The organism is Mesorhizobium sp. Root102, assembly GCF_001425625.1.
Lineage (GTDB): Bacteria > Pseudomonadota > Alphaproteobacteria > Rhizobiales > Rhizobiaceae > Mesorhizobium.
Genome location: NZ_LMCP01000046.1, coordinates 158,955 through 177,685 on the forward strand (window position 1 = coordinate 158,955; position 18,731 = coordinate 177,685).

23 protein-coding genes and 1 pseudogene are annotated in these 18,731 nt (G+C 62.2%); 11 read left to right on the top strand and 13 right to left on the bottom strand.

Going from position 1 to position 18,731, the window contains the following annotated elements; translation table 11 throughout:
• Positions 1 to 2: 2 nt before the first annotated feature.
• Positions 3 to 152, top strand: a pseudogene (locus ASD12_RS33750) (EVE domain-containing protein); the annotation flags it as partial.
• Here ASD12_RS33750 and ASD12_RS29020 read toward each other — a convergent pair.
• From ASD12_RS29020 to sppA, 4 genes are all read right to left on the bottom strand, one after another.
• Positions 149 to 1,114 carry an ornithine cyclodeaminase family protein gene (locus ASD12_RS29020; protein WP_056594968.1) on the bottom strand — a complete coding sequence of 322 codons (966 nt, stop codon included), beginning with the start codon at positions 1,112 to 1,114 and terminating at the stop codon, positions 149 to 151. The pseudogene ASD12_RS33750 and the gene ASD12_RS29020 sit on opposite strands and share 4 nt — an antisense overlap.
• 37 nt (positions 1,115 to 1,151) lie before the next feature.
• Positions 1,152 to 1,520, bottom strand: coding sequence for a LapA family protein (locus ASD12_RS29025; RefSeq protein WP_056594970.1), 369 nt, complete (start codon positions 1,518 to 1,520; stop codon positions 1,152 to 1,154).
• 57 nt (positions 1,521 to 1,577) lie between these two features.
• Positions 1,578 to 1,862, bottom strand: coding sequence for an integration host factor subunit beta (locus tag ASD12_RS29030; protein WP_006200394.1), 285 nt, complete (start codon positions 1,860 to 1,862; stop codon positions 1,578 to 1,580).
• Between the two features lie 82 nt (positions 1,863 to 1,944).
• The gene (gene sppA / locus ASD12_RS29035) at positions 1,945 to 2,901 is read right to left on the bottom strand and encodes a signal peptide peptidase SppA (protein ID WP_056594972.1); all 957 of its coding nucleotides are present in this window, start codon (positions 2,899 to 2,901) and stop codon (positions 1,945 to 1,947) included.
• A gap of 168 nt (positions 2,902 to 3,069) precedes the next feature.
• Here sppA and ASD12_RS29040 point away from each other — a divergent pair, with 168 nt between their 5' ends.
• From ASD12_RS29040 to ptsN, 7 genes are all read left to right on the top strand, one after another.
• Positions 3,070 to 3,264, top strand: coding sequence for a hypothetical protein (locus ASD12_RS29040; protein WP_056594974.1), 195 nt, complete (start codon positions 3,070 to 3,072; stop codon positions 3,262 to 3,264).
• A gap of 338 nt (positions 3,265 to 3,602) precedes the next feature.
• A complete protein-coding gene (lptC, locus tag ASD12_RS29045; protein ID WP_056594975.1) occupies positions 3,603 to 4,316 on the top strand; it encodes an LPS export ABC transporter periplasmic protein LptC in 714 nt (237 codons plus the stop codon).
• Positions 4,303 to 4,887, top strand: coding sequence for an LptA/OstA family protein (locus tag ASD12_RS29050; RefSeq protein ID WP_056594976.1), 585 nt, complete (start codon positions 4,303 to 4,305; stop codon positions 4,885 to 4,887). The genes lptC and ASD12_RS29050 overlap by 14 nt, the downstream gene beginning before the upstream one ends.
• Positions 4,887 to 5,705 (top strand): LPS export ABC transporter ATP-binding protein, encoded by an 819-nt coding sequence (gene lptB, locus ASD12_RS29055; RefSeq protein ID WP_056594977.1) that lies wholly within the window; start codon positions 4,887 to 4,889, stop codon positions 5,703 to 5,705. The genes ASD12_RS29050 and lptB overlap by 1 nt, the downstream gene beginning before the upstream one ends.
• A 261-nt stretch (positions 5,706 to 5,966) precedes the next feature.
• Positions 5,967 to 7,493, top strand: a complete 1,527-nt coding sequence (gene rpoN / locus ASD12_RS29060) for an RNA polymerase factor sigma-54 (RefSeq protein ID WP_056594978.1) — start codon at positions 5,967 to 5,969, stop codon at positions 7,491 to 7,493.
• A 264-nt stretch (positions 7,494 to 7,757) separates the two neighbouring features.
• Positions 7,758 to 8,342, top strand: coding sequence for a ribosome-associated translation inhibitor RaiA (raiA, locus tag ASD12_RS29065; RefSeq protein WP_056594980.1), 585 nt, complete (start codon positions 7,758 to 7,760; stop codon positions 8,340 to 8,342).
• A gap of 106 nt (positions 8,343 to 8,448) precedes the next feature.
• Positions 8,449 to 8,913 carry a PTS IIA-like nitrogen regulatory protein PtsN gene (gene ptsN / locus ASD12_RS29070; protein WP_013529589.1) on the top strand — a complete coding sequence of 155 codons (465 nt, stop codon included), beginning with the start codon at positions 8,449 to 8,451 and terminating at the stop codon, positions 8,911 to 8,913.
• A 68-nt stretch (positions 8,914 to 8,981) separates the two neighbouring features.
• Here the strand turns inward: ptsN and ASD12_RS29075 are convergent, their stop codons facing one another.
• Together ASD12_RS29075 and ASD12_RS29080 are read right to left on the bottom strand one after the other, a co-directional pair.
• A complete protein-coding gene (locus ASD12_RS29075) occupies positions 8,982 to 9,236 on the bottom strand; it encodes a DUF1150 family protein (protein ID WP_023760740.1) in 255 nt (84 codons plus the stop codon).
• A 65-nt stretch (positions 9,237 to 9,301) separates the two neighbouring features.
• Positions 9,302 to 9,727, bottom strand: a complete 426-nt coding sequence (locus tag ASD12_RS29080; protein WP_023760739.1) for an Hsp20 family protein — start codon at positions 9,725 to 9,727, stop codon at positions 9,302 to 9,304.
• A gap of 315 nt (positions 9,728 to 10,042) precedes the next feature.
• Here ASD12_RS29080 and ASD12_RS29085 point away from each other — a divergent pair, with 315 nt between their 5' ends.
• A complete protein-coding gene (locus tag ASD12_RS29085) occupies positions 10,043 to 10,984 on the top strand; it encodes a nucleoside hydrolase (protein ID WP_056595245.1) in 942 nt (313 codons plus the stop codon).
• Positions 10,985 to 11,173: 189 nt separating this feature from the next.
• Here the strand turns inward: ASD12_RS29085 and ASD12_RS29090 are convergent, their stop codons facing one another.
• The 5 genes from ASD12_RS29090 to ASD12_RS29110 form a co-directional block, all read right to left on the bottom strand.
• A complete protein-coding gene (locus ASD12_RS29090; protein ID WP_056594983.1) occupies positions 11,174 to 11,788 on the bottom strand; it encodes a LysE family translocator in 615 nt (204 codons plus the stop codon).
• 113 nt (positions 11,789 to 11,901) lie between these two features.
• Positions 11,902 to 13,356, bottom strand: a complete 1,455-nt coding sequence (locus ASD12_RS29095; RefSeq protein ID WP_056594985.1) for an amidase — start codon at positions 13,354 to 13,356, stop codon at positions 11,902 to 11,904.
• 1 nt (position 13,357) lies between these two features.
• Positions 13,358 to 14,263 (bottom strand): ribokinase, encoded by a 906-nt coding sequence (locus ASD12_RS29100; RefSeq protein WP_056594987.1) that lies wholly within the window; start codon positions 14,261 to 14,263, stop codon positions 13,358 to 13,360.
• A 156-nt stretch (positions 14,264 to 14,419) separates the two neighbouring features.
• On the bottom strand, positions 14,420 to 14,860 hold the full coding sequence (locus ASD12_RS29105) for a hypothetical protein (RefSeq protein ID WP_056594990.1): 441 nt from the start codon (positions 14,858 to 14,860) through the stop codon (positions 14,420 to 14,422).
• A 218-nt stretch (positions 14,861 to 15,078) separates the two neighbouring features.
• Positions 15,079 to 15,954, bottom strand: a complete 876-nt coding sequence (locus ASD12_RS29110) for a bifunctional helix-turn-helix domain-containing protein/methylated-DNA--[protein]-cysteine S-methyltransferase (RefSeq protein ID WP_056594991.1) — start codon at positions 15,952 to 15,954, stop codon at positions 15,079 to 15,081.
• A 115-nt stretch (positions 15,955 to 16,069) separates the two neighbouring features.
• On the opposite strand from ASD12_RS29110, the gene ASD12_RS29115 reads away from it, so the two are divergent.
• Positions 16,070 to 16,885, top strand: coding sequence for a class I SAM-dependent methyltransferase (locus ASD12_RS29115; RefSeq protein ID WP_056594993.1), 816 nt, complete (start codon positions 16,070 to 16,072; stop codon positions 16,883 to 16,885).
• 65 nt (positions 16,886 to 16,950) lie between these two features.
• Here the strand turns inward: ASD12_RS29115 and ASD12_RS29120 are convergent, their stop codons facing one another.
• Entirely contained in the window at positions 16,951 to 17,445 is a 495-nt protein-coding gene (locus ASD12_RS29120; protein ID WP_056594996.1) for a DUF2244 domain-containing protein, read from the bottom strand.
• Positions 17,446 to 17,467: 22 nt separating this feature from the next.
• Here ASD12_RS29120 and nth point away from each other — a divergent pair, with 22 nt between their 5' ends.
• Positions 17,468 to 18,274, top strand: a complete 807-nt coding sequence (gene nth, locus ASD12_RS29125; RefSeq protein WP_056594998.1) for an endonuclease III — start codon at positions 17,468 to 17,470, stop codon at positions 18,272 to 18,274.
• On the opposite strand, the gene ASD12_RS29130 is transcribed toward nth, so the two are convergent.
• Complete coding sequence (locus tag ASD12_RS29130) at positions 18,268 to 18,723, bottom strand: DUF2214 family protein (RefSeq protein WP_056595000.1); 456 nt, start codon at positions 18,721 to 18,723, stop codon at positions 18,268 to 18,270. The genes nth and ASD12_RS29130 overlap by 7 nt on opposite strands.
• Positions 18,724 to 18,731 lie beyond the last annotated feature (8 nt).

The window sequence follows — 18,731 nt, forward strand, 5'->3', positions numbered from 1 at the left end:
GCGTCAAGCCGTTACTCGACAGGCTGCACTTCACCGCCGGCAGGTCGAACTGGGGCTATCAGCTTCGCTTCGGCCTTTTCGAAATCGGGGATCACGATTTTCGTGTGATCGCCGAGGCGATGGGCGCCAAGATGGCTATACCGGCGAACTAGGCAGTGAGCGCCTTGTAGACGGCAATGCCGGCGGCAAGGTCCTCGAGCGCCGCGCCGACGGACTTGAACAGCGTGATCTCACGGGCGCCCTCGCGCCCCTTCTTCTGGCCACGCGCCAATTCGTGCAGATCGGCGACGATGGCTTCCGGCTTCAGCACGCCGGAAGCCAGCGGCTGGACGATGTCGCCGGCTTCCTTGGTGGCGCCGGCGCGGGTGTCGACATAGACGCGGGCGAGCCTGATCGCATCGTCATCGCTTTCGCGCATCGTAGGCGTAAAGCCGCCGACCAGGTCGACATGGGTTCCCGGCCGCAACAATGCGCCCTTGATCAGCGGTGTCGTCGTGATGGTCACCGAGGAGACGATATCGGCCTGCCCAAGTTCGGCATCGAGATCAATTGCCGCGCTGGCCGCGAAGCCCTCGGCGCGCAGATCGGCCGCGACCTTCTCGGCATTGGCCGGGGTGCGGTTCCAGATGCGGATGGTCTTGATCGGCCGCACGGCAGAATGCGCCTTGGCGAGGAAAGGCGACAGGGCGCCGGCGCCGACCACAAGCAGCCGCGAGGCATCGTCGCGAGCGAGATAGGAGGCCGCGAGCGCCGAAGCGCAGGCCGTGCGCCACTGGGTCAGCCGCTGGCCGTCGATCAAGGCTTCAGGTTCGCCGGTGGCGCCATTGAGCAGGAGATAGAGCCCCATCACCGCAGGCTTGCCGATGGCGTTGTTGTCGGGCGAAACGGTGACGATCTTGACGCCGACGTGGCCACCGGCCGATGTGCCTGCCGCGTTGAGATCGGTCCAGGCCGGCATCAAAAGCAGGGTCGAGGCCGCGCCGTCGGGCCGCTCGATCGTATGATGGTGCCTGACCGGCTGCACCGCACCGTCGCGAAACGCCGTGCGCAGCGTCTCGACCAGTCCGGGAAAGGTCAGCGCATGGTCGACCTCTGCGGCCGAAATGGTCAGCATGAAAAACTCCGTGGGGACAAAACCGCCGACCGGCGGTTCAAGTGGTCGGCTTCGGCAATGCCGATCCTTGGGCGGACCCTTGGGCCGACCCCTGGATTGGGCTTTGCGGTGCCGCCGGCGTACGGCTGACCGCCTGGCGCAGGTTCTCGGCCTCGACGCCACGCTGGCGCGCCAGTTTGCGGTAGCGACCTTGCTTGACCCAGGTTGCCAGGCTGCCGACGATCATGCCGATGGCGAGCGCAAGGAACAGGAAGATGAACAGCGGCAAAGTCAGCGTCAGCTTCGGATTTCCGGGGTTGAACGGATCCAGCGTGAAGGCGACCAGTTCGCGGTTGGCAACGGCCAGTGCGATCAGGATGATCGCCAACGGCACGAAGATCACGATGAGAATGAAGCGATTGAACATGATGTTTTCTGTCGGAAGCTGGCCTGTCCGAAAGGCCGTCTGGCGCTGACGCCACGCCTACTTGCCGCCGTTCAGCCTTTCACGCAATTCCTTGCCGGTCTTGAAGAACGGCACCCACTTCTCCTCGACCTCGACGGATTCGCCGGTGCGCGGATTGCGGCCAGTGCGGGCGGGACGGTTTTTCACCGAAAACGCGCCGAAGCCACGCAACTCGACCCGGTTGCCTTCGGCAAGGGCGTCGGTGATTTCATCGAAGATCGCGCCGACGATGTTTTCGACGTCGCGCAGGAAAAGATGCGGATTGCGCGTGGCAATAATCTGCACAAGTTCGGACTTGATCATGAGACGTGTCCCCGTGAAAGCAGTGCGGTCAAAAGTATGAGGATGATTTTATTTGCTTTTTTCACTTGCCCCAAACGGCATCTCAAGGGTGCCAGACGGAAACGAGACCGTCAAGAAACAAGCGGTCGGCACCGAGTTCATGGATGATGTCGCCGCTGTAGGCCGGCAGACCGAGCGCACTGCCGATTGTTTGCACCATTGCTTTGGAGAACAGGAAGCCGCCGCCCCGTTCGGTGTCCTTCCATTCGACGACCTTGAGTTTGGCATCGACGCCCTTGGTCGCCAGCCAGTCGATCGCTTCAGTCTCGCCCCCGACGGCGTCGATCAGTCCGTTGGCGACGCCCTGGCGCCCGGTGAAGATCGAGCCGTCGGCAAGCGCCAGCGCTTGCTCGCGGGTCATCTTGCGGCGCTCGGCAACGATGCCCACGAACCAGTCGTAGCTGTCGAGGATGAGCTTGCGGACCATTGCGCGCTCGTCGTCATTGGTCGGCTTGAAGGGAGAGGGGGCGGCCTTCAGCGGCGAGGATTTCACTTCCTCCAGCTTGACGCCGAGCTTGTCCATCAGGCCGCTGACGTCGGGATACTGGATCAGCACGCCGATCGAGCCGACGATCGAAGTCTTGCGGGCAACGATGTGATCGGCGGCACTGGCGATCATATAGCCCGCTGATGCGGCGAGGGTGCCGACTTCCGCCGCCACCGGCTTGTCGGCAGCCAGCTTGCGCACCTCTTCGTAGATCGATTCACCGCCGACCGTGGTGCCGCCAGGCGAATCGATCGACAGGATCACGGCTTTCACCTTCGACGACAGGCGGATAGTTTCCAGCCGCTTGATCAGTTCCTCGTCTTCGGTGATCGTGCCTTCGATCTTGACCTTGGCGATATGGTCGACCGCCGAGCCGCCGAAATCGTCGCCATAGAACCAGGCTGAAAGCGCGATCACCCCAAGTGCCACGATGCCTATGGCGACGACGCGCCAGAATGTCAGCTTGCGCCGCAAGCGGCGGCGGTCGATCAGGTCGTCGGCTCTCAATGCCATGGTCAGCCTTTCAGTCGGCGAGAGGAGACGCTTTTAGACCATGATCCTTCCATCGGGAAGCAGTTCTCTTTCCCGGCAGTGTCTCATTTTGAAATTTGCGGAAACGCCTAATCCTTTGGCCGAGTTGTGCAAACGCCCTATATACCGGCAAAAGGCATAGGAGACGTCATGATCGCCAAACACACAACCGCCGAAGATATGGCTCGAACTGTCGGTGTCGACCCAAATACGTTCCGCGAAGCGTTGCGTAACGCGAAGCACCCTCGGAAACGCAACACTGATTGGGAAGTGAAAATTGGCAGCCTATCGTATTCGGGAATGCGCACCGTTCTGGTTGGTCTCATACAGCGGAAGGTCGCCTGACGCCGACCGGATCTAAGGGAAAAAGCGCCCGCCGACGTGATCGGCAACGCTGCATACACGATTGACCAGGCTTGCCAGGCGGGCATCCGACTTCTTACCCTCGCGTTCTTGCGCAATCAACGCGAGGTCGGGCGAGGCAGACAGCTGAGAAATTTTACCCCGCGTGTCTGTTTCTGCTATGAAGAACGGGCAGTTGTGTGGATCGGGTTTTCATCTGTACAAGTGCGGCTGTCACATTTTTGCAGTTTTCGTGGGCTTGTGCTTGCTTGAAGGCGCCTGCGTCCCACCTATAGGCGGTGCTCCCGGTGGGGTGGCTGGGGTTTAGAAGAAAGCAGTGAATGTTAGCGCGACCGATTGAACAGACCGACGCCGAGATGGAGTTGGTCCCCCAGGCGGACGACCGGACGCGTGGCGACGCGTTCGACCGCGCGCAACGTCATTCGCGCCGTGTGCGCATTCTCAAGTTTGCCGTGCCGCTGGCTGCGGCCCTGATCGCCATCGCTTTCCCAGTCTACTCCTACCTGGCCGCCCCCGTCTCCGTGAAAATACAGGCGGAAGGCACCGCCTTTTCCAACGGCAAGCTGGTGATGGCCAATCCCAAGCTCAACGGTTTCACCAAGCAGAAGCAGCCCTATTCGATGACGGCGCTGCGCGCCATTCAGGATGTCAGCACGCAAGGTATCATCGAACTGGAAGGCATCGACGCCAAGGTGCCGATCGCGCCCGACAATGTGGCGGCGGTCAAGGCCTCGCACGGCACCTATGATCGCGACGGCAATACGATGAACCTGACCAGCGACGTGACGATCACCACAACCGACGGCATGCAGGCCAAGTTCAAATCGGTCTTCCTCGACATGGGCAAAGGCACTATGAAGACGGGAGATCCCGTCGATGTCAGCCGTGGCGGGTCGCGGATCACGGCGGATTCGATGTCGGTCCAGGAAAATGGCAAGATTCTGGTTTTCGAGAACAAAGTGCGCGTCAACATCGATTCCGCCGCCTTGAAGACGGCAGAGGGAAACAGCGGAGAAACCAATGCGGCTCAGTAGTTCGACGCGGCTCGCGGCTGCAACTTCAGCGTTGCTGCTGCTCGGACTTGTGCCGTCATGGGCACAGACAACCAGCCAATCAGGCCTCAAATTGTCCGGCGACAAGCCGATCCAGATCGAAAGTGACAAGCTGGAGGTCCGCCAGGCTGACAGTGTCGCCATCTTCACGGGCAATGTCAGCGTGGTCCAAGGGCCGACATTGATGAAGGCCGGCAAGATGATGGTCTATTACGTCAAGGATCCCAACGCCGGCGCCAAGGGTGCGGAAGCGGCTGGCGCAGCGGCGATGACCGGCTCGGCCAACATCGACCACCTGGAGATCTCCGACAAGGTTTACATCAAGTCGGATGCGCAGGTCGCGACCGGCGATCAAGGCAGCTTCGATATGAAGAGCCAGGTGCTGGTGCTTTCGGGCAAAAAGGTCGTTCTGTCGCAGAACGACAACGTCCTGGTCGGCTGCAAGCTCACCGTGCAGATGAAAAGCGGGCTGGCCCAGGTTGATCCATGTGCTGGGCAACGTGTCCAGATGTCGATCACGCCGCCGCCGAAATCGGGAGCGACGAACCCCTGATGGCCAGCCTGTCGTCGCTGACGGCGCGTCTTCCGGGACGGGCCGCCGGCAAGATTTCGGCGCCCGCCACGGTGACCGTCGATGCGGGAAAGTTCAAGGGAACCCTGATCGCCAAGGGTTTGACCAAGAGCTACAAGGGCCGCAAGGTTGTCAGCGGCGTCACCATCGGCGTGCGTGCTGGCGAGGCCGTAGGATTGCTTGGCCCCAATGGCGCTGGCAAGACAACCTGTTTCTACATGGTTACCGGCCTCGTGCCGGTGGATGAAGGCACGATCGAGATCGACGGCTTCGATGTCACGTCGATGCCGATGTACCGTCGCGCCCGCCTCGGCATCGGCTATCTGCCGCAGGAAGCGTCGATTTTTCGCGGCCTCAATGTCGAGCAGAATATCCGTGCCGTGCTGGAGGTGGTCGAAAAGGACCGCAAGGTGCGCGAGCGCAATCTCGACGAGCTGCTCGAGGAATTCCACATCAGCCATCTGCGCAAGGCGCCATCCATGTCGCTCTCAGGCGGCGAGCGGCGACGCCTGGAAATCGCACGCGCGCTGGCGACGCGTCCGGCCTACATGCTGCTCGACGAGCCTTTTGCCGGCATCGATCCGATCGCCGTCGCCGACATCCAGCAATTGGTGCGCCACCTGACGGCGCGCGGCATCGGGGTCCTCATCACCGATCACAATGTGCGCGAAACGCTCGGGCTGATCGACCGCGCCTACATTATCCATGCCGGCCAGGTGCTGACCCATGGAAGGGCCGACGAAGTGGTTGCAAACCCGGATGTGCGGCGGCTTTACCTCGGCGAGGGTTTTACGCTCTGAGTCTTTTTCCCCGCAATTCCGAACGGAAAACCGCAACAGACTTTTCCTGGAATTGCCTTGAGCGTGAAATTTGTTTCCTGACACGATTTTTGCGGTTCGCCAGGCTCATTTTCCTCGATTTTGCTTCGAGATAACGCTCCGGTAAGCGCGTTTTGCTAGCAATTGCCTTGACAAGCAAAAGCCGGGCCAGTTTCTATGGCCGGTTGCAAAAATTATTGTCCGGAAGGCCGGATGCGTAGACGAGGCGTTTGAAACCGAACCATGGCGTTGGCGGCCAAACTACAGCTACGACAATCGCAGTCGCTGGTGATGACGCCGCAGCTGATGCAGTCGATTCGGCTGCTGCAGTTCACCCATGTCGAACTCGAACATTTCATCGATGAGGAAATCGAGCGCAACCCGCTGCTGGAGCGCGCCGAACCGCAGGACGATGCCACCGGCGACCAGGCCCAGAAGATCGAGGCGGAGCCGCAAGCCACCACTGACGGCGACTGGTTCGAAAACGAGACGCAGTGGAGCGCCGAGGCGATCTCGGACAAGCTCGACACGTCGCTGGAAAACCTGTTTCCCGACGATCCGGGCACCAGCGAGCGGCTCGGTCCAGATCTGACGGCGCAATGGAAATCGGCTTCCGGAAACGGCGCGAGTTCCTCATCCGAGGGTTTTGACGCCGGCGACATGGCGGCCGCGGCGATCACGCTGCGCGACCATGTCGGCGAACAGGTCGCGCTTGCCTTCGCTGACCCGGCCGCGCGGCTGATCGCCGCCGACCTCGCCGACTGCCTCGACGAGAGCGGCTATTTGCGCGCCGACATGGCCGAGATCGCCGCTCGTCTCGGTACCGACGCCGCCGCGGTGGGTAAGGTGCTGGCGACGTGCCAGACTTTCGAGCCGGCCGGCCTGTTCGCCCGCGACCTTGCCGAATGCCTGTCGCTGCAGCTTGCCGTGCGGGACCGGCTCGATCCGGCAATGAAAGCGCTGATCGCCAATCTCGAACTGCTGGGGCGGCGTGATTTCCACGCATTGAAACGGATCTGCGGTGTCGACGAGGAGGACCTGCTCGACATGCTGGCCGAGATCCGGGCACTCGATCCCCGGCCGGGCATGGCGTTTTCGGGCGGCGCCAGCGACGCGATCGTCGCCGATGTCGAGGTGCGTGCGGCCAATGACGGCAGCTGGACGGTCGAACTCAACGCCGAAACGCTGCCGCGCGTTTTGGTCGACCATATCTATTTCGCCCAGGTCTCGCCGCAGGCGAAGAATCAGGCGGAAAAGGATTTTCTGGCCGAATGCCTGCAGAACGCCAACTGGCTGACGCGAAGCCTCGACCAGCGGGCGAAGACCATCCTCAAGGTCGCCTCGGAAATCGTTCGCCAGCAGGATGCCTTCCTCGTCCATGGCGTGCGCCAGCTGAAGCCGCTCAACCTGCGCACGGTGGCCGATGCCATCGGCATGCACGAATCGACGGTCAGCCGGGTCACCGCGAACAAATACATGTTGACACCGCGCGGCGTGTTCGAGCTTCGTTACTTCTTCACCGCCTCAATCGCTGCGTCGGGCGGCGGCGATGCGCATTCCTCGGAAGCCGTGCGCGATCGCATCAAACAATTGATCGATGAGGAAAAACCGGTCGACGTGCTTTCCGACGATGCGATCGTCGACATGTTGCGCGAGAGTGGCGTCGATATTGCCAGGCGTACGGTCGCCAAGTACCGGGAAGGCATGAATATTCCCTCCTCGGTGCAGCGCCGGCGCGAGAAACGGGCGCTGGCCAGCGCCAGGCGCTGAGGCCGTCCGATTTCCAAAGGGCCGCACTTCATTGACAAGCCGCGGTGAAGTGGCTAGAAGCCCGCCCGCATGAGAAGGGCTAGATGCCTGCATGCGGATGGTCCGTCACGACGTTGGCCTCGGGACGGTCAAAGGGCGGCTTGTGATCAACCGGAAAGTTCGGATTTAAAATCGGCGCGAGTGACGCCGCAAAGCTTGTGCGCACGGATCACGAGTATAAACTCGGGCCAGTTTGAAGCCTGAGCAAGGAAGGTCAGTTTTCAGATGAATCTGCGCATATCGGGAAAACACATGGATATCGGCGATGCGTTTCGTACACGCATCAACGATCGTGTCGGCGAAGCGATTGGCAAATATTTCGATCGCGGCTTTGCCGGACACGTCACGGTCATCAAATCGGGCTCGCGCTACTCGGCGGATTGCATGATCCGGCTGGATTCCGGCACTTCGCTGCAGGCCACCGGCGATGCCCAGGATCCGACGCTTGCCTTCGAGGCGGCGGCGGATCGTCTGGAGACCCGCCTGAGGCGTTACAAACGCCGGCTGAAATCGCACAATTTGGGCGCCGCCAATGGCGAACCGACCGACATTGCCTATACGGTGATGGCGCCGCTTGCCGATGACGACGAGGACATTCCGGAGAATTTCGCACCGGCCATCGTCGCCGAATCAACCATGACGCTGAAAACCATGTCGGTGGCGTCGGCGGTCATCGAGCTCGACACCAAGGACAGCCCGGTCTTCGTCTTCCGCAACGCCAGAAACGACCATCTCAACATCGTCTATCGCCGGCCCGATGGAAACATCGGCTGGATCGACCCGTCCACGACCAAGGTCGCCCAAGCGTGACGACAAGGGTCGCACGGGCGTGACGACAAGGGTCGCACGGGGATAAAAGCCGGCCGCACGAGGGGTGAGGACTGGTGACGGCAGGCGAACAAGGGATTTTTCAAGCATGGATCTGAGCGATCTTATCAACGTTCCGGCGATATTGCCGGCGTTGAAGGCGAACTCCAAGAAGCAGCTGCTGCAACTGCTGTCCGAACGGGCAGCTGCGATTTCGGGCATTCCGGAGCGGGAAGTGTTCGACACCATCCTGCAGCGTGAGCGGCTGGGCTCGACCGGCGTCGGTAATGGCATCGCCATTCCGCACGGCAAGCTGGCCGGCGTGAAGCGCATCGCCGGTGTTTTCGCCCGGCTAGAGACGCCTGTCGATTTCGAATCGCTGGACGATCAGCCGGTCGATCTGGTGTTTCTGCTGCTGGCACCGGAAGGGGCGGGCGCCGATCATCTCAAGGCACTGTCGCGCATCGCACGGGTGTTGCGCGACGCCGACACGGTGGCCAAGATCAGGGGCACGCGCGACGCCGCGGCGATCCACGCGCTGTTGTCGGACACCCAGGCCTCGCACGCGGCCTGAATTTTGAGAGTGATACCGCCACAAGGGCCGCCATGGGCGGCCCTTTCCGTTTCAGCCGGAAATTGCTGTCAGTGAATGGCGACCGTGGTCAGGTCGTTTTCCATGGCGCCGGCCAGAGCGCGGTCACGCGCGTCGGAAAGCAGGATCGGCTGGCCATTGGCGGCAAACAGCGCCCACAGTTCCATGCCGGGAGCAATTTCGCCGAGATTCGGGAAACGGCCGAGCAATTCGTCGCTCGAGACCTTTCTGAGATAAGCGACCGAGCCCTCGCCGAGATGGGCGAATTCGCCATTGGTCATGGTGATATTTTCAGTTCTGGTCATTTCAAAGCCTCCTTGGCGCGAGGACGCCGCTCAAGGCCATCCCGCATGAGAGCCATCGGTAAAGATCAGTCTTTCACCGATATGTTTATTTTCCGTACCAGCCGTTCGGACTCCGGCCGATCGAGGTCGATCGACAAAAGGCCATTCTTCAGCTCCGCCGCGATCACCCGCATGCCGTCGGCCAGCACGAAACAGCGCTGGAACTGGCGCGCGGCGATCCCGCGATGAAGAAATTCGCGCTCGGTGTCGTCGGTCTGACGGCCGCGCACGACCAGCTGGTTTTCCTCCGTGGTGACATCGAGATCGCTTTCGGCGAAACCGGCAACCGCCAATGTGATGCGCAACCTTTCGGTCTTGCCGTCGGCGCCGCTGAGGCGTTCGATGTTGTAGGGAGGGTAGCTGTCACCGGACTTCGCCAAGCGCTCCAGAGTCTTTTCCATGGCGTCGAAACCAAGGAGAAGCGGGCTGGAAAAGGGCGTCATTCGGCTCATGTTACACTGTCCTCTCAAGAGCGACATAAAGTGGAAAAACCCAGATGGCATTTTTCCCGATGGTCTTGATATGGTCCGCCCCGCGACCAAGTTCAAGCCGTCAAAAGACCCGCCCAAAAAGACCAGGTCGTGGACTCACAGGAATGATCGACATGGCGCTTGAAACGGCGAGCAGATGCAAGGAGAAGCGCGCGAGCCGGGACTGTCTTCCCCGGTCGAGCGGTTCGACATGGCAGCTCTCGGCCGCTTCGGCGTCATTTGGATGTTTCGATCGGATTCATTCAGGTCCACGGCCTCGCCAAACAAGGAATTGAAATGCCCCAATCACGCAAGATCATCATCGACACGGATCCCGGCCAGGATGATGCCGTCGCCATTTTGCTGGCGCTCGGCAGCGCCGAACTGGAGATCGTCGGCATCACAGCGGTTGCCGGCAACGTGCCGCTGAAGCTTACCGAAAAGAATGCCCGCAAGATCTGCGAGCTGGCCGGCCGCCCGGACATCAAGGTCTATGCCGGCGCTATCCGGCCCCTGATGCGCGAACTGGTCACCGCCGAGGAAGTGCATGGCAAGACCGGCCTCAACGGACCGCAATTGGCCGAACCGACGATGAAGCTGCAGGACCAGTACGCGGTCGATTTCATCGTCGAGACACTGATGGGGGAAGAGAGCGGCACAATCACGCTTTGCGCGCTCGGGCCACTCACCAACATTGCGCTGGCGCTGATCCGCGAACCGCGCATCGCACCGCGCATCAAGGAAATCGTGCTGATGGGCGGCGGCTTCTTCGAAGGCGGCAATGTCACGCCGTCGGCCGAGTTCAACATCTATGTCGATCCGCATGCCGCCGACGTTGTGCTCAAGTCCGGCATTCCGATCGTGATGATGCCGCTCGACGTCACCCACAAGGCGCTGACCACCGCCAAGCGCACGCTGGCCTTCCGCGCGCTCGGCACCACGGTCGGCACCGCGACCGCAGAGATGCTGGAGTTCTTCGAGCGCTTCGACGAGGAGAAGTACGGCACCGACGGCGGGCCGCTGCACGACCCCTGCGTCATCGCCTATCTGTTGAAGCCGGACCTGTTCAAGGGCCGCAACTGCAATGTCAGCGTGGAAACCAATTCGGAACTGACCATGGGCATGACCGTGATCGACTGGTGGGGCGTCACCAAGCGGCCGAAGAACGCCATGGTGATGCGCGAGATCGACCATGACGGCTTTTTCGCCTTGCTGGTGGAGAGGCTGGGGCGGCTGTGAGAGCTCCCTTCACCCCGTTTGCGGGGAGAAGGTCCCGGCAGGGGGATGAGGGGCGGCACAAGCGTTGACTTGCTATTTGCAGCCTTGGAGCTGCCCCTCACCCGATCGCTTCGCGACCACCCATGCCGGGGCGAGCCGCCTGTCTCGCCCGTCCTTCGGACCCCCGTAAACGGGGCGAGGGAAGGGCGCTTACTTCGCCCTCGAAAACGCCAGCCACAGGCCGCCGCCGACCATGAAGCTGCCGCTGATCCTCGACAAAAGCTTGATTCGGCTGGTCGACAGCAGGCGCCCGGCGCGGCCGGCGGCCAGCGCGTAGGTCGAATCCGACATCGCGGCGAAGATCATGGCGGTGAGGCCCATGACGGCGATCTGCAGCGAGTAGTTGCCTTGCGGCGAAATGAACTGTGGAAAGAAGGCACCGAAGAAGATCAACGTCTTGGGATTGCTGAGCGCTACCAGCAGACCCTGCAGGAAGAAGCCGCCACGCGGTTTCCTGGCCGTTCCATCGGCGTTCAGCGTGCCTTTGGAACGGAACATCTGCACGCCCATCCAGATCAGATAGGCAGCGCCGATCAGCCTGACCCACTCGAACCAGTGGCCCATGCCCGAGATCAGCGTGTTGACGCCGATGCCGACGATGGCGATCATCACGGCAAGCCCGGCCTGCGTGCCGGCGACGTTGGCGAGACCGGCGCGGGAGCCATGGCGGATGCTGTTGGCGATGATCAGCGTGACCGTCGGGCCCGGTACCAGGATGATGACGATGCAAGCGAGGACATAGGCAGCGTAGAGTTCGAGCGACATGATTTTTCCCTAGGAATGCCGGCGATGCGGCGCAACTGAGGACAATCAATGCATGGCGGCACTGCCGATTCAAGCCGATGCGCGAAGCGCCGCGACAGGCCGGTACATGCGGCTCAGGCGCCGGCGCCGGCCTGCCAGGGCAGCGTCGCCTCATAGGCCGCCGCCGCCTTCAGCACGGCAAGGTCGCCGCGTGGCCGGCCGATCAGCTGCATGCCCATCGGCCTCCCCTTATCGTCGAAGCCGACCGGCACGTTCACCGCCGGGCAGCCGCCCAGCGTGGCGAACGCGGATACCTGCATCCAGCGGTGGTAGCTGTCCATCGCGCGTCCGGCGACCTCACGGGGCCAATGCGTGCTTACATCGAAGGGGAAGACCTGAGCGGTCGGCAGCGCAATGAGATCATAGCGGTCGAAGAGCGACAGCAACGTGCGATGCCAGGACGTGCGGATGACCGAGGCGGCGCGGATCTGCGGCGCCGTCAGCCGCATAGCGTTTTCTACCTCCCAGATGGCTTCCGGCTTGAGCAGGCGGCGCTTTTCTGGATCGTCATAGTGGGTTTTGAGCGCACAGCCGCTGCTGGCCTGGCGCAGCGTCACGAAGGCCTGCCACAGCGCTTCGAAATCGAAATCCGGCAGCAAGGGTTCGCCAGGGAAGGCCGTCTCCGCAAAGCGGCCAAGTGCCGCCTCGCACAGATCGAGGATGCCGGGTTCAACCGGCAGATGACCGCCGAGGTCCCCGAGCCAGGCGATGCGGCCGCCAGCTGCTGTTGTTGCGAGACCTTCGAGGAACGAGCCCGGTTTCTCATAGGACAATGGCGCTTTAGGATGATAGCCCGCCTGCACATCAAGTAGCAGCGCCATGTCACGGACGTTGCGGCCCATCGGCCCATCGACGCCCATCTGCGCATGAAAAACCTCAAAGTCGGGTCCGCCCGGGACAAGCCCCTGTGACGGGCGGAAGCCATAGACATTGTTCCAGGCGGCCGGATTGCGCAGCGAGCCGCCGAAGTCGCTGCCATCGGCGACAGGCAGCATGTCGAGCGCCAGCGCCACCGCCGCGCCGCCGCTCGAGCCGCCGGCGGTCAGAGCCGGATCGAAGGCGTTCAGCGTCGGTCCGAACACGCTGTTGTAGGTGTTGGAGCCCAACCCGAATTCAGGGACATTGGTCTTGCCGATGATGATGGCGCCGGCGTTGCGAATGCGCTCGACGAAGAAATCGTCTTCCTCCGGCACGAAATCGGCGAAGATCGGCGAGCCGAAGGAGGTCCTGAGGCCCGTGGTCGAGGCGAGATCCTTGATGGCGATCGGCAGGCCGAAGACCGGGCCGGTTTCTGATTGCCCCGGCCGGGAATCAGCCGCATCGGCCTCGCGCAGGATATCGCCGCGGTCGCGCAAGGAGACGATGGCGTTGACCAGCGGGTTGACCGCCTCGATGCGGTCGAGGAATGCCGCCACCACTTCGCGCACGGAAAGTTTCTTTCGGCGGATAGCGTCGGCGAGTTCGACCGCCGACAAGCGGCAGATGTCGCCGACCGGCGACACGGCATGTTTCGTTTGAGGGCGCAGCATCTCAACGGGTTTCCTGCAACGCCAGATCGACATCCCTGGCGAGCGGGATCGCCGGCTGGGCGCCAGGCTTCAGGCAGGCCAGCGAGCCGGCCGCGCCGGCGCGCACCAGCGCCTGTTCGAGCGTGAGGCCCGACGACAGCCCGGCGGCGAAATAACCGCAGAACGTATCGCCGGCGCCGACCGTGTCCACAGGGGTGATTTTCAGGGCCGGAATTGTGAGGAAATCGCTCGGCGTCGCCGCCATCACGCCGTCGCCGCCAAGCGTCACGACGATGGCGCGGCCGGTTTTCGCGGCGAAGTCACGCATGCGCGCCGCCCGGTCGCGGCCGCTCAGCGCCAGAGCCTCGCCATAGAGGTCGAATTCGGTTTCGTTGGCAACGGCATAGTCTGCCTTGCCGAGAAAGCCGGCTGCCTTGCCCTGGAAAGGGGCTGTGTTGAGCACGGTGATGGCGCCGGCCGCTCTTGCCTGGTCAAGCGCTGCATCGATGGTCGCAAGCGGGATCTCATGTTGCAGCAGCGCGACATCGCCCTTTTTCAGGAAGGCCTTGGCGAGGTCGCCCGGCAACACGGAAGCGTTGGCGCCGGGTACCACTGCGATTATGTTCTCGCCGTCGTCGTCGACCATGATCAGCGCCGTGCCGGTCGAGGCAAAGGTCTCCGCGACGCCCGACAGGTCGACCTTGCCATCGCGCAGCAGCGCCAGCGCCTCGGCGGCGAAGCTGTCCTTGCCGACGGCGCCGACCATGCGCACCGAGGCGCCGGCGCGCGCGGCGGCCAGCGCCTGGTTGGCACCCTTGCCGCCGGGGGCGGTGGTAAAGGCCGAGCCGCCTACCGTCTCGCCGGGGCTCGGCAAGCGGTCGACATTGGCGATAAGGTCGAGGTTGATCGAGCCGATGACGATAATCAAGCAAGGCCTCCTGGCAGCGCAAATTCAAAGTGTCGGAGCGTCCTTTGTGCGCCTGGGCGAGCGCAGGTCATTCCAATCGTGCGGGAAGCTAACCTGTAAGGCCGCGGCTTGCCAGACCACCCGAATGGTCCAGCTTCGATTTGAGGTATCGTGGCCCTATTCATAGCGCACTGTGACCGTGCCCTGATAGTTACCGGCGGGAAAGATACCGCTCGACTTGGTGGCGGTGAGGTCGACCTGCATGGGGTGGGTGCCGTTGACAACCCGCTGCGGCACACTTCCGTCGATGTCGACCCCCGAGCCATCGAGGCGGAAGACCGAGGCGAAAGTCACGTTGGTCCCGCCACCGCTCGGCGCTGACGAGAATGTGGCTGGTGCCGGCGCCGAAACCGAATAGCAGTCCAGCAAGTTGAGCAAGGAGCACAGCAGCGAGCTTGCCACGATGGTGGCGCTTGCGCTCGATCCGCCGGCCTGTTTGGAGCCCAGTATGCCGATGGCCGGATTTGCGGTCATCGTTCCCGAAGCCCCGATCATGATGGTGCAGGTGCCGATGATCGCCGCCTGCATCGGAAGGCAGACGGCGCGAAACAACATCATCGAGCCCTCCTATTAAGCCGGATCGCCCGAATTAATATGGGTCATCATCACTTTATCGTGGTTAAGTTAGATTAAAATAAAATAACCTTTAAAATAACAAAAACGGTATAACCAGGAGTGATCTCGGTTGCAGCAAAAAAATGGAAACCAGAATCATAACTATAATTATTGGTATCGATATCTATATATTCATTCGGCAATAAATGGAAAATCGATGCTCACGACACCTGCCCGGCTTCCCAGCCCAGGATGGCGCGCTTGCGGGTCAGGCCCCAGTGATAGCCGGTGAGGTCGCCGGATTTGCCGATGGCGCGGTGGCAGGGCACCACGAAAGAGAGTGGATTGGCGCCATTGGCGGCACCAACGGCGCGGCTGGCGGACGGCGCGCCGATGCTGGCGGCGATCGAGGAATAGGTGCGGGCCTTGCCCATCGGGATCGTGAGCAACGCCTCCCAGACACGAACCTGGAAGTCGGTGCCGATCATGACGACATGCAGCGGCTGGTCGGGCCGCCACAGCGTCGGGTCGAAGATGCGCGCGGCATAGGGGCCCGTAGCACTCATATCCTCGACATAGATGGCGTTCGGCCAGCGGCTGGACATGTCGGCGAAGGCGGCACGTTCCTCACCGGGGTCGCTGAAGGCGAGGCCGGCAAGCCCACGGTCGGTTGCCATGATCAGGGCGGTGCCGAAGGGCGAGGAATGGTAGCCGTAGCGGATGGTAAGCCCCGCGCCGCGCGTCTTGTAGTCGCCCGGCGACATCGCCTCATGGGTGACGAATAGGTCATGCAGCCGCCCCGGGCCGGACATGCCCAGTTCGAACGATGTTTCGAGCAGCGGCATGCCGGAATCGAGCAGTCTGCGCGCATGATCCAGTGTCACCGCCTGCAGGAAAGCCTTGGGCGAAAGGCCGGCCCAGCGGGTGAAGAGCTTTTGCAGGCCGGTCGGCGTCTCGCCGACCTCCTCCGCCAGCTCTTCGAGGGAAGGCTGATCGCGGTAGTCGAGGCTGATCTTCTCGATGGCACGGCGCACGATTTCATAGTCGCTGCCTTGCGGCGTGATGTCCTTTTTGAGGACTGCTGTGTGTGTGCTCATGGACCTGTCTCCTTGAGCCGGAATATCGCCCCTCGGGGCGTCGATCGCCACCCGAAACTTGCCTTCTTGCGGCGCATACCCAGATAGACTCCGATTTCGAGCCCAGGAGTCGCTCATGGCCGGCGAAAAAGTAAATCTCACCGGGGCAAAAGAGACCTTGCTGATGACGCTCTACGGCAAGGCGCTGGAGAGCCGGTTGCCGGATTCGCTGCTCGGGGACCATTTCGCCGACGAGGCGGCACGCAAGATCGATTATGATTTCTCCAGACTCAAGGTTGACGACGATCTCGGCGTCGGCCTGGCGATCCGGGCAAAGACGCTGGATGTCCGCGCTGAGGACTTTCTCGCCAGAAATCCTGACGCCATCGTGGTGCATCTGGGTTGCGGGCTCGATACGCGCATCTTCCGTGTCGATCCACCACCAGGCGTGGACTGGTTCGACGTCGACTACCCCGAGGTTATCGAGCTCAGGCGCAAACTTTACCCGTCGCGCGACCATTACCATCTGGTCGCCTCGTCGGTGACCGAACCGGATTGGCTGGCTGAAGTGCCGCGCAACCGCCCGGCCATTGTGGTGGCGGAAGGACTGACGCCCTATCTCCCCGTCGATGAAGGGCCACGCCTGTTAGCGCGGCTCGTCTCGCATCTTGCCAGCGGCGAGCTGATCTTCGACGCCTACAGCCGTTTCGGCCTGAAGCTGCTCCGCCTCCATCCGACCATCAAGGCGACGGGCGCCGAGGTCCACTGGGCCATCGACGATCCGCACGAACTGGAGCTGGCCGTTCCGAAGCTGCGGTTCGTCGAGGATATCTCGGCCTACAAGCCTGAGCACGCCGCCCGCATGGGCTGGTCCGCGAAACTGTTCATTCGGCTTTGGCGGCACATTCCCGCGTTACGCAAGATCGGCAGGTTGTTGCGATATCGGTTCTGAAGCGCTTTTTGCCGCAATTCCCCAGGGACGGCGCTGTGCGCTTTTCCTGGAATTGCTTCTAGCGTTCAGCGCGTCTTGGCGGTCGCCAGCGCGCGTGAAAAAGCCGTGGCAAAGCTTTCTCGGGAGTCTGGGTCCAGGAAAGATCCGATCGGCACGTTCTGGCCTTGCCCTTCAACCGTCATCCGGGTGATGCCGATCTCGGCGTGACGGGCGACCGAAAACCGTGCCCAGAACGGATTGAAACGATGCGCTTCCGATTTTCCGGAAGGTGCGGTCTTGCGGATGTGGAGGCTGGTGCGCGAGACCGAGACTTCCTCGCGTGCACGGGCGGCCCGGTAGTTGACGCGAAAGGCGATGTAGACGGCGGCCACGTCGAGGCCGAAGAAGCCGAACACTGGCCAGGCACCGCGCGACAGGAAAAACGCGCCTGTCACCAACCAGCCGAACAACAGCGCGCCCATCAGGGTGAAGAAGCCTGTCCGGCCCAGCGACCGGTGCGGGGTCAGTAGCGCCTGAAAGAATGGCTCGTCGGCCTGAAACGAGGCGTTTGTGTCGTTCATGAGGGGCTATTATAGGAGGGAAATGGCGAGCCCCAAGTCCAAAGATTCTTCCACGTCCAAAAAAGAGCTGTTGCCCGGACGACGCGATGGGTCGAATGCCAAGCCGCGCCCGCGGCCTGTGCGACACACTTCGCGCTACAGCCCGGCGGAAGTGCACGAGATATTCCGGCGGTTTTCCGTCCAGAGGCCTGAGCCGAAGAGCGAACTCGAGCATGTCAACGCCTTCACCCTGCTGGTCGCGGTGGTGCTGTCGGCGCAAGCGACGGACGCCGGCGTCAACAAGGCGACGCGGGCGCTGTTCAAGGTTGCCGACACACCGCAGAAGATGCTGGCGCTGGGCGAAGCCAAGGTCGGCGAGTACATCCGCACCATCGGGCTTTGGCGCAACAAGGCGAAGAATGTGACTGCGCTGTCGCAAGCGCTGATCCGGGACCATGGCGGCGAGGTGCCTGACGACCGCGATGAATTGGTCAAGCTGCCGGGCGTCGGGCGCAAGACCGCCAATGTCGTGCTCAACATGGCCTTTGGCCAGCACACGATGGCTGTCGACACGCATATCCTTCGCATCGGCAACCGGCTCGGGCTGGCGCCCGGCAAGACGCCGGAACAGGTCGAGCAGGGGCTGCTCAAGATCATTCCGGACGAATATATGCGCCACGCGCATCACTGGCTGATCCTGCATGGCCGCTATGTCTGCAAGGCGCGCAAGCCGGATTGCACGGCCTGCGTCATCGCCGACATCTGCAAGGCCGAGGTGAAGACAACCGACGTGCCCGCGCCGCTGGTGCCGATCGCTCCCCTTGAAATGGCTTCAGCGGCAGATCAGTAGCCGTAGCCGCGCGCCATCGCCGCGGCGAAGACCGGGATCAGCAGGAAGATTAAAGCCTCGGCGCGGATGTAGGTCTTCACGGACGCAAGCTCGGTCGCCGGCACCAGGAACGAAGGATTGGCGCTCGCCTGCCTGTTCCAGGAAATGAAGCGGACAGTCGGGATGATCGACAGCAGGCCGACCACGCCGAACGCCGCCATCTTGGCCCAGAACACCCAGTTGTAGACGTAGAAGTCCCAACCCTTGAGGCCATAGAAGACGCGGCCGATGCCGACGATGATGATCAGCGTGGCGATGATGCCATAGTGGCGGTCGATGCCGGCGAGCCGCTTCAGCGTGGTCGCGGCCAGATCGCCGCGGATCAGCACGAATTCGGCGCCGATGATCCCCGCCAGTGAAAACACCAGCACATGATGGAAGATCGCAAGCACAAGATCGGTGGTGTCCACGCTCTTTT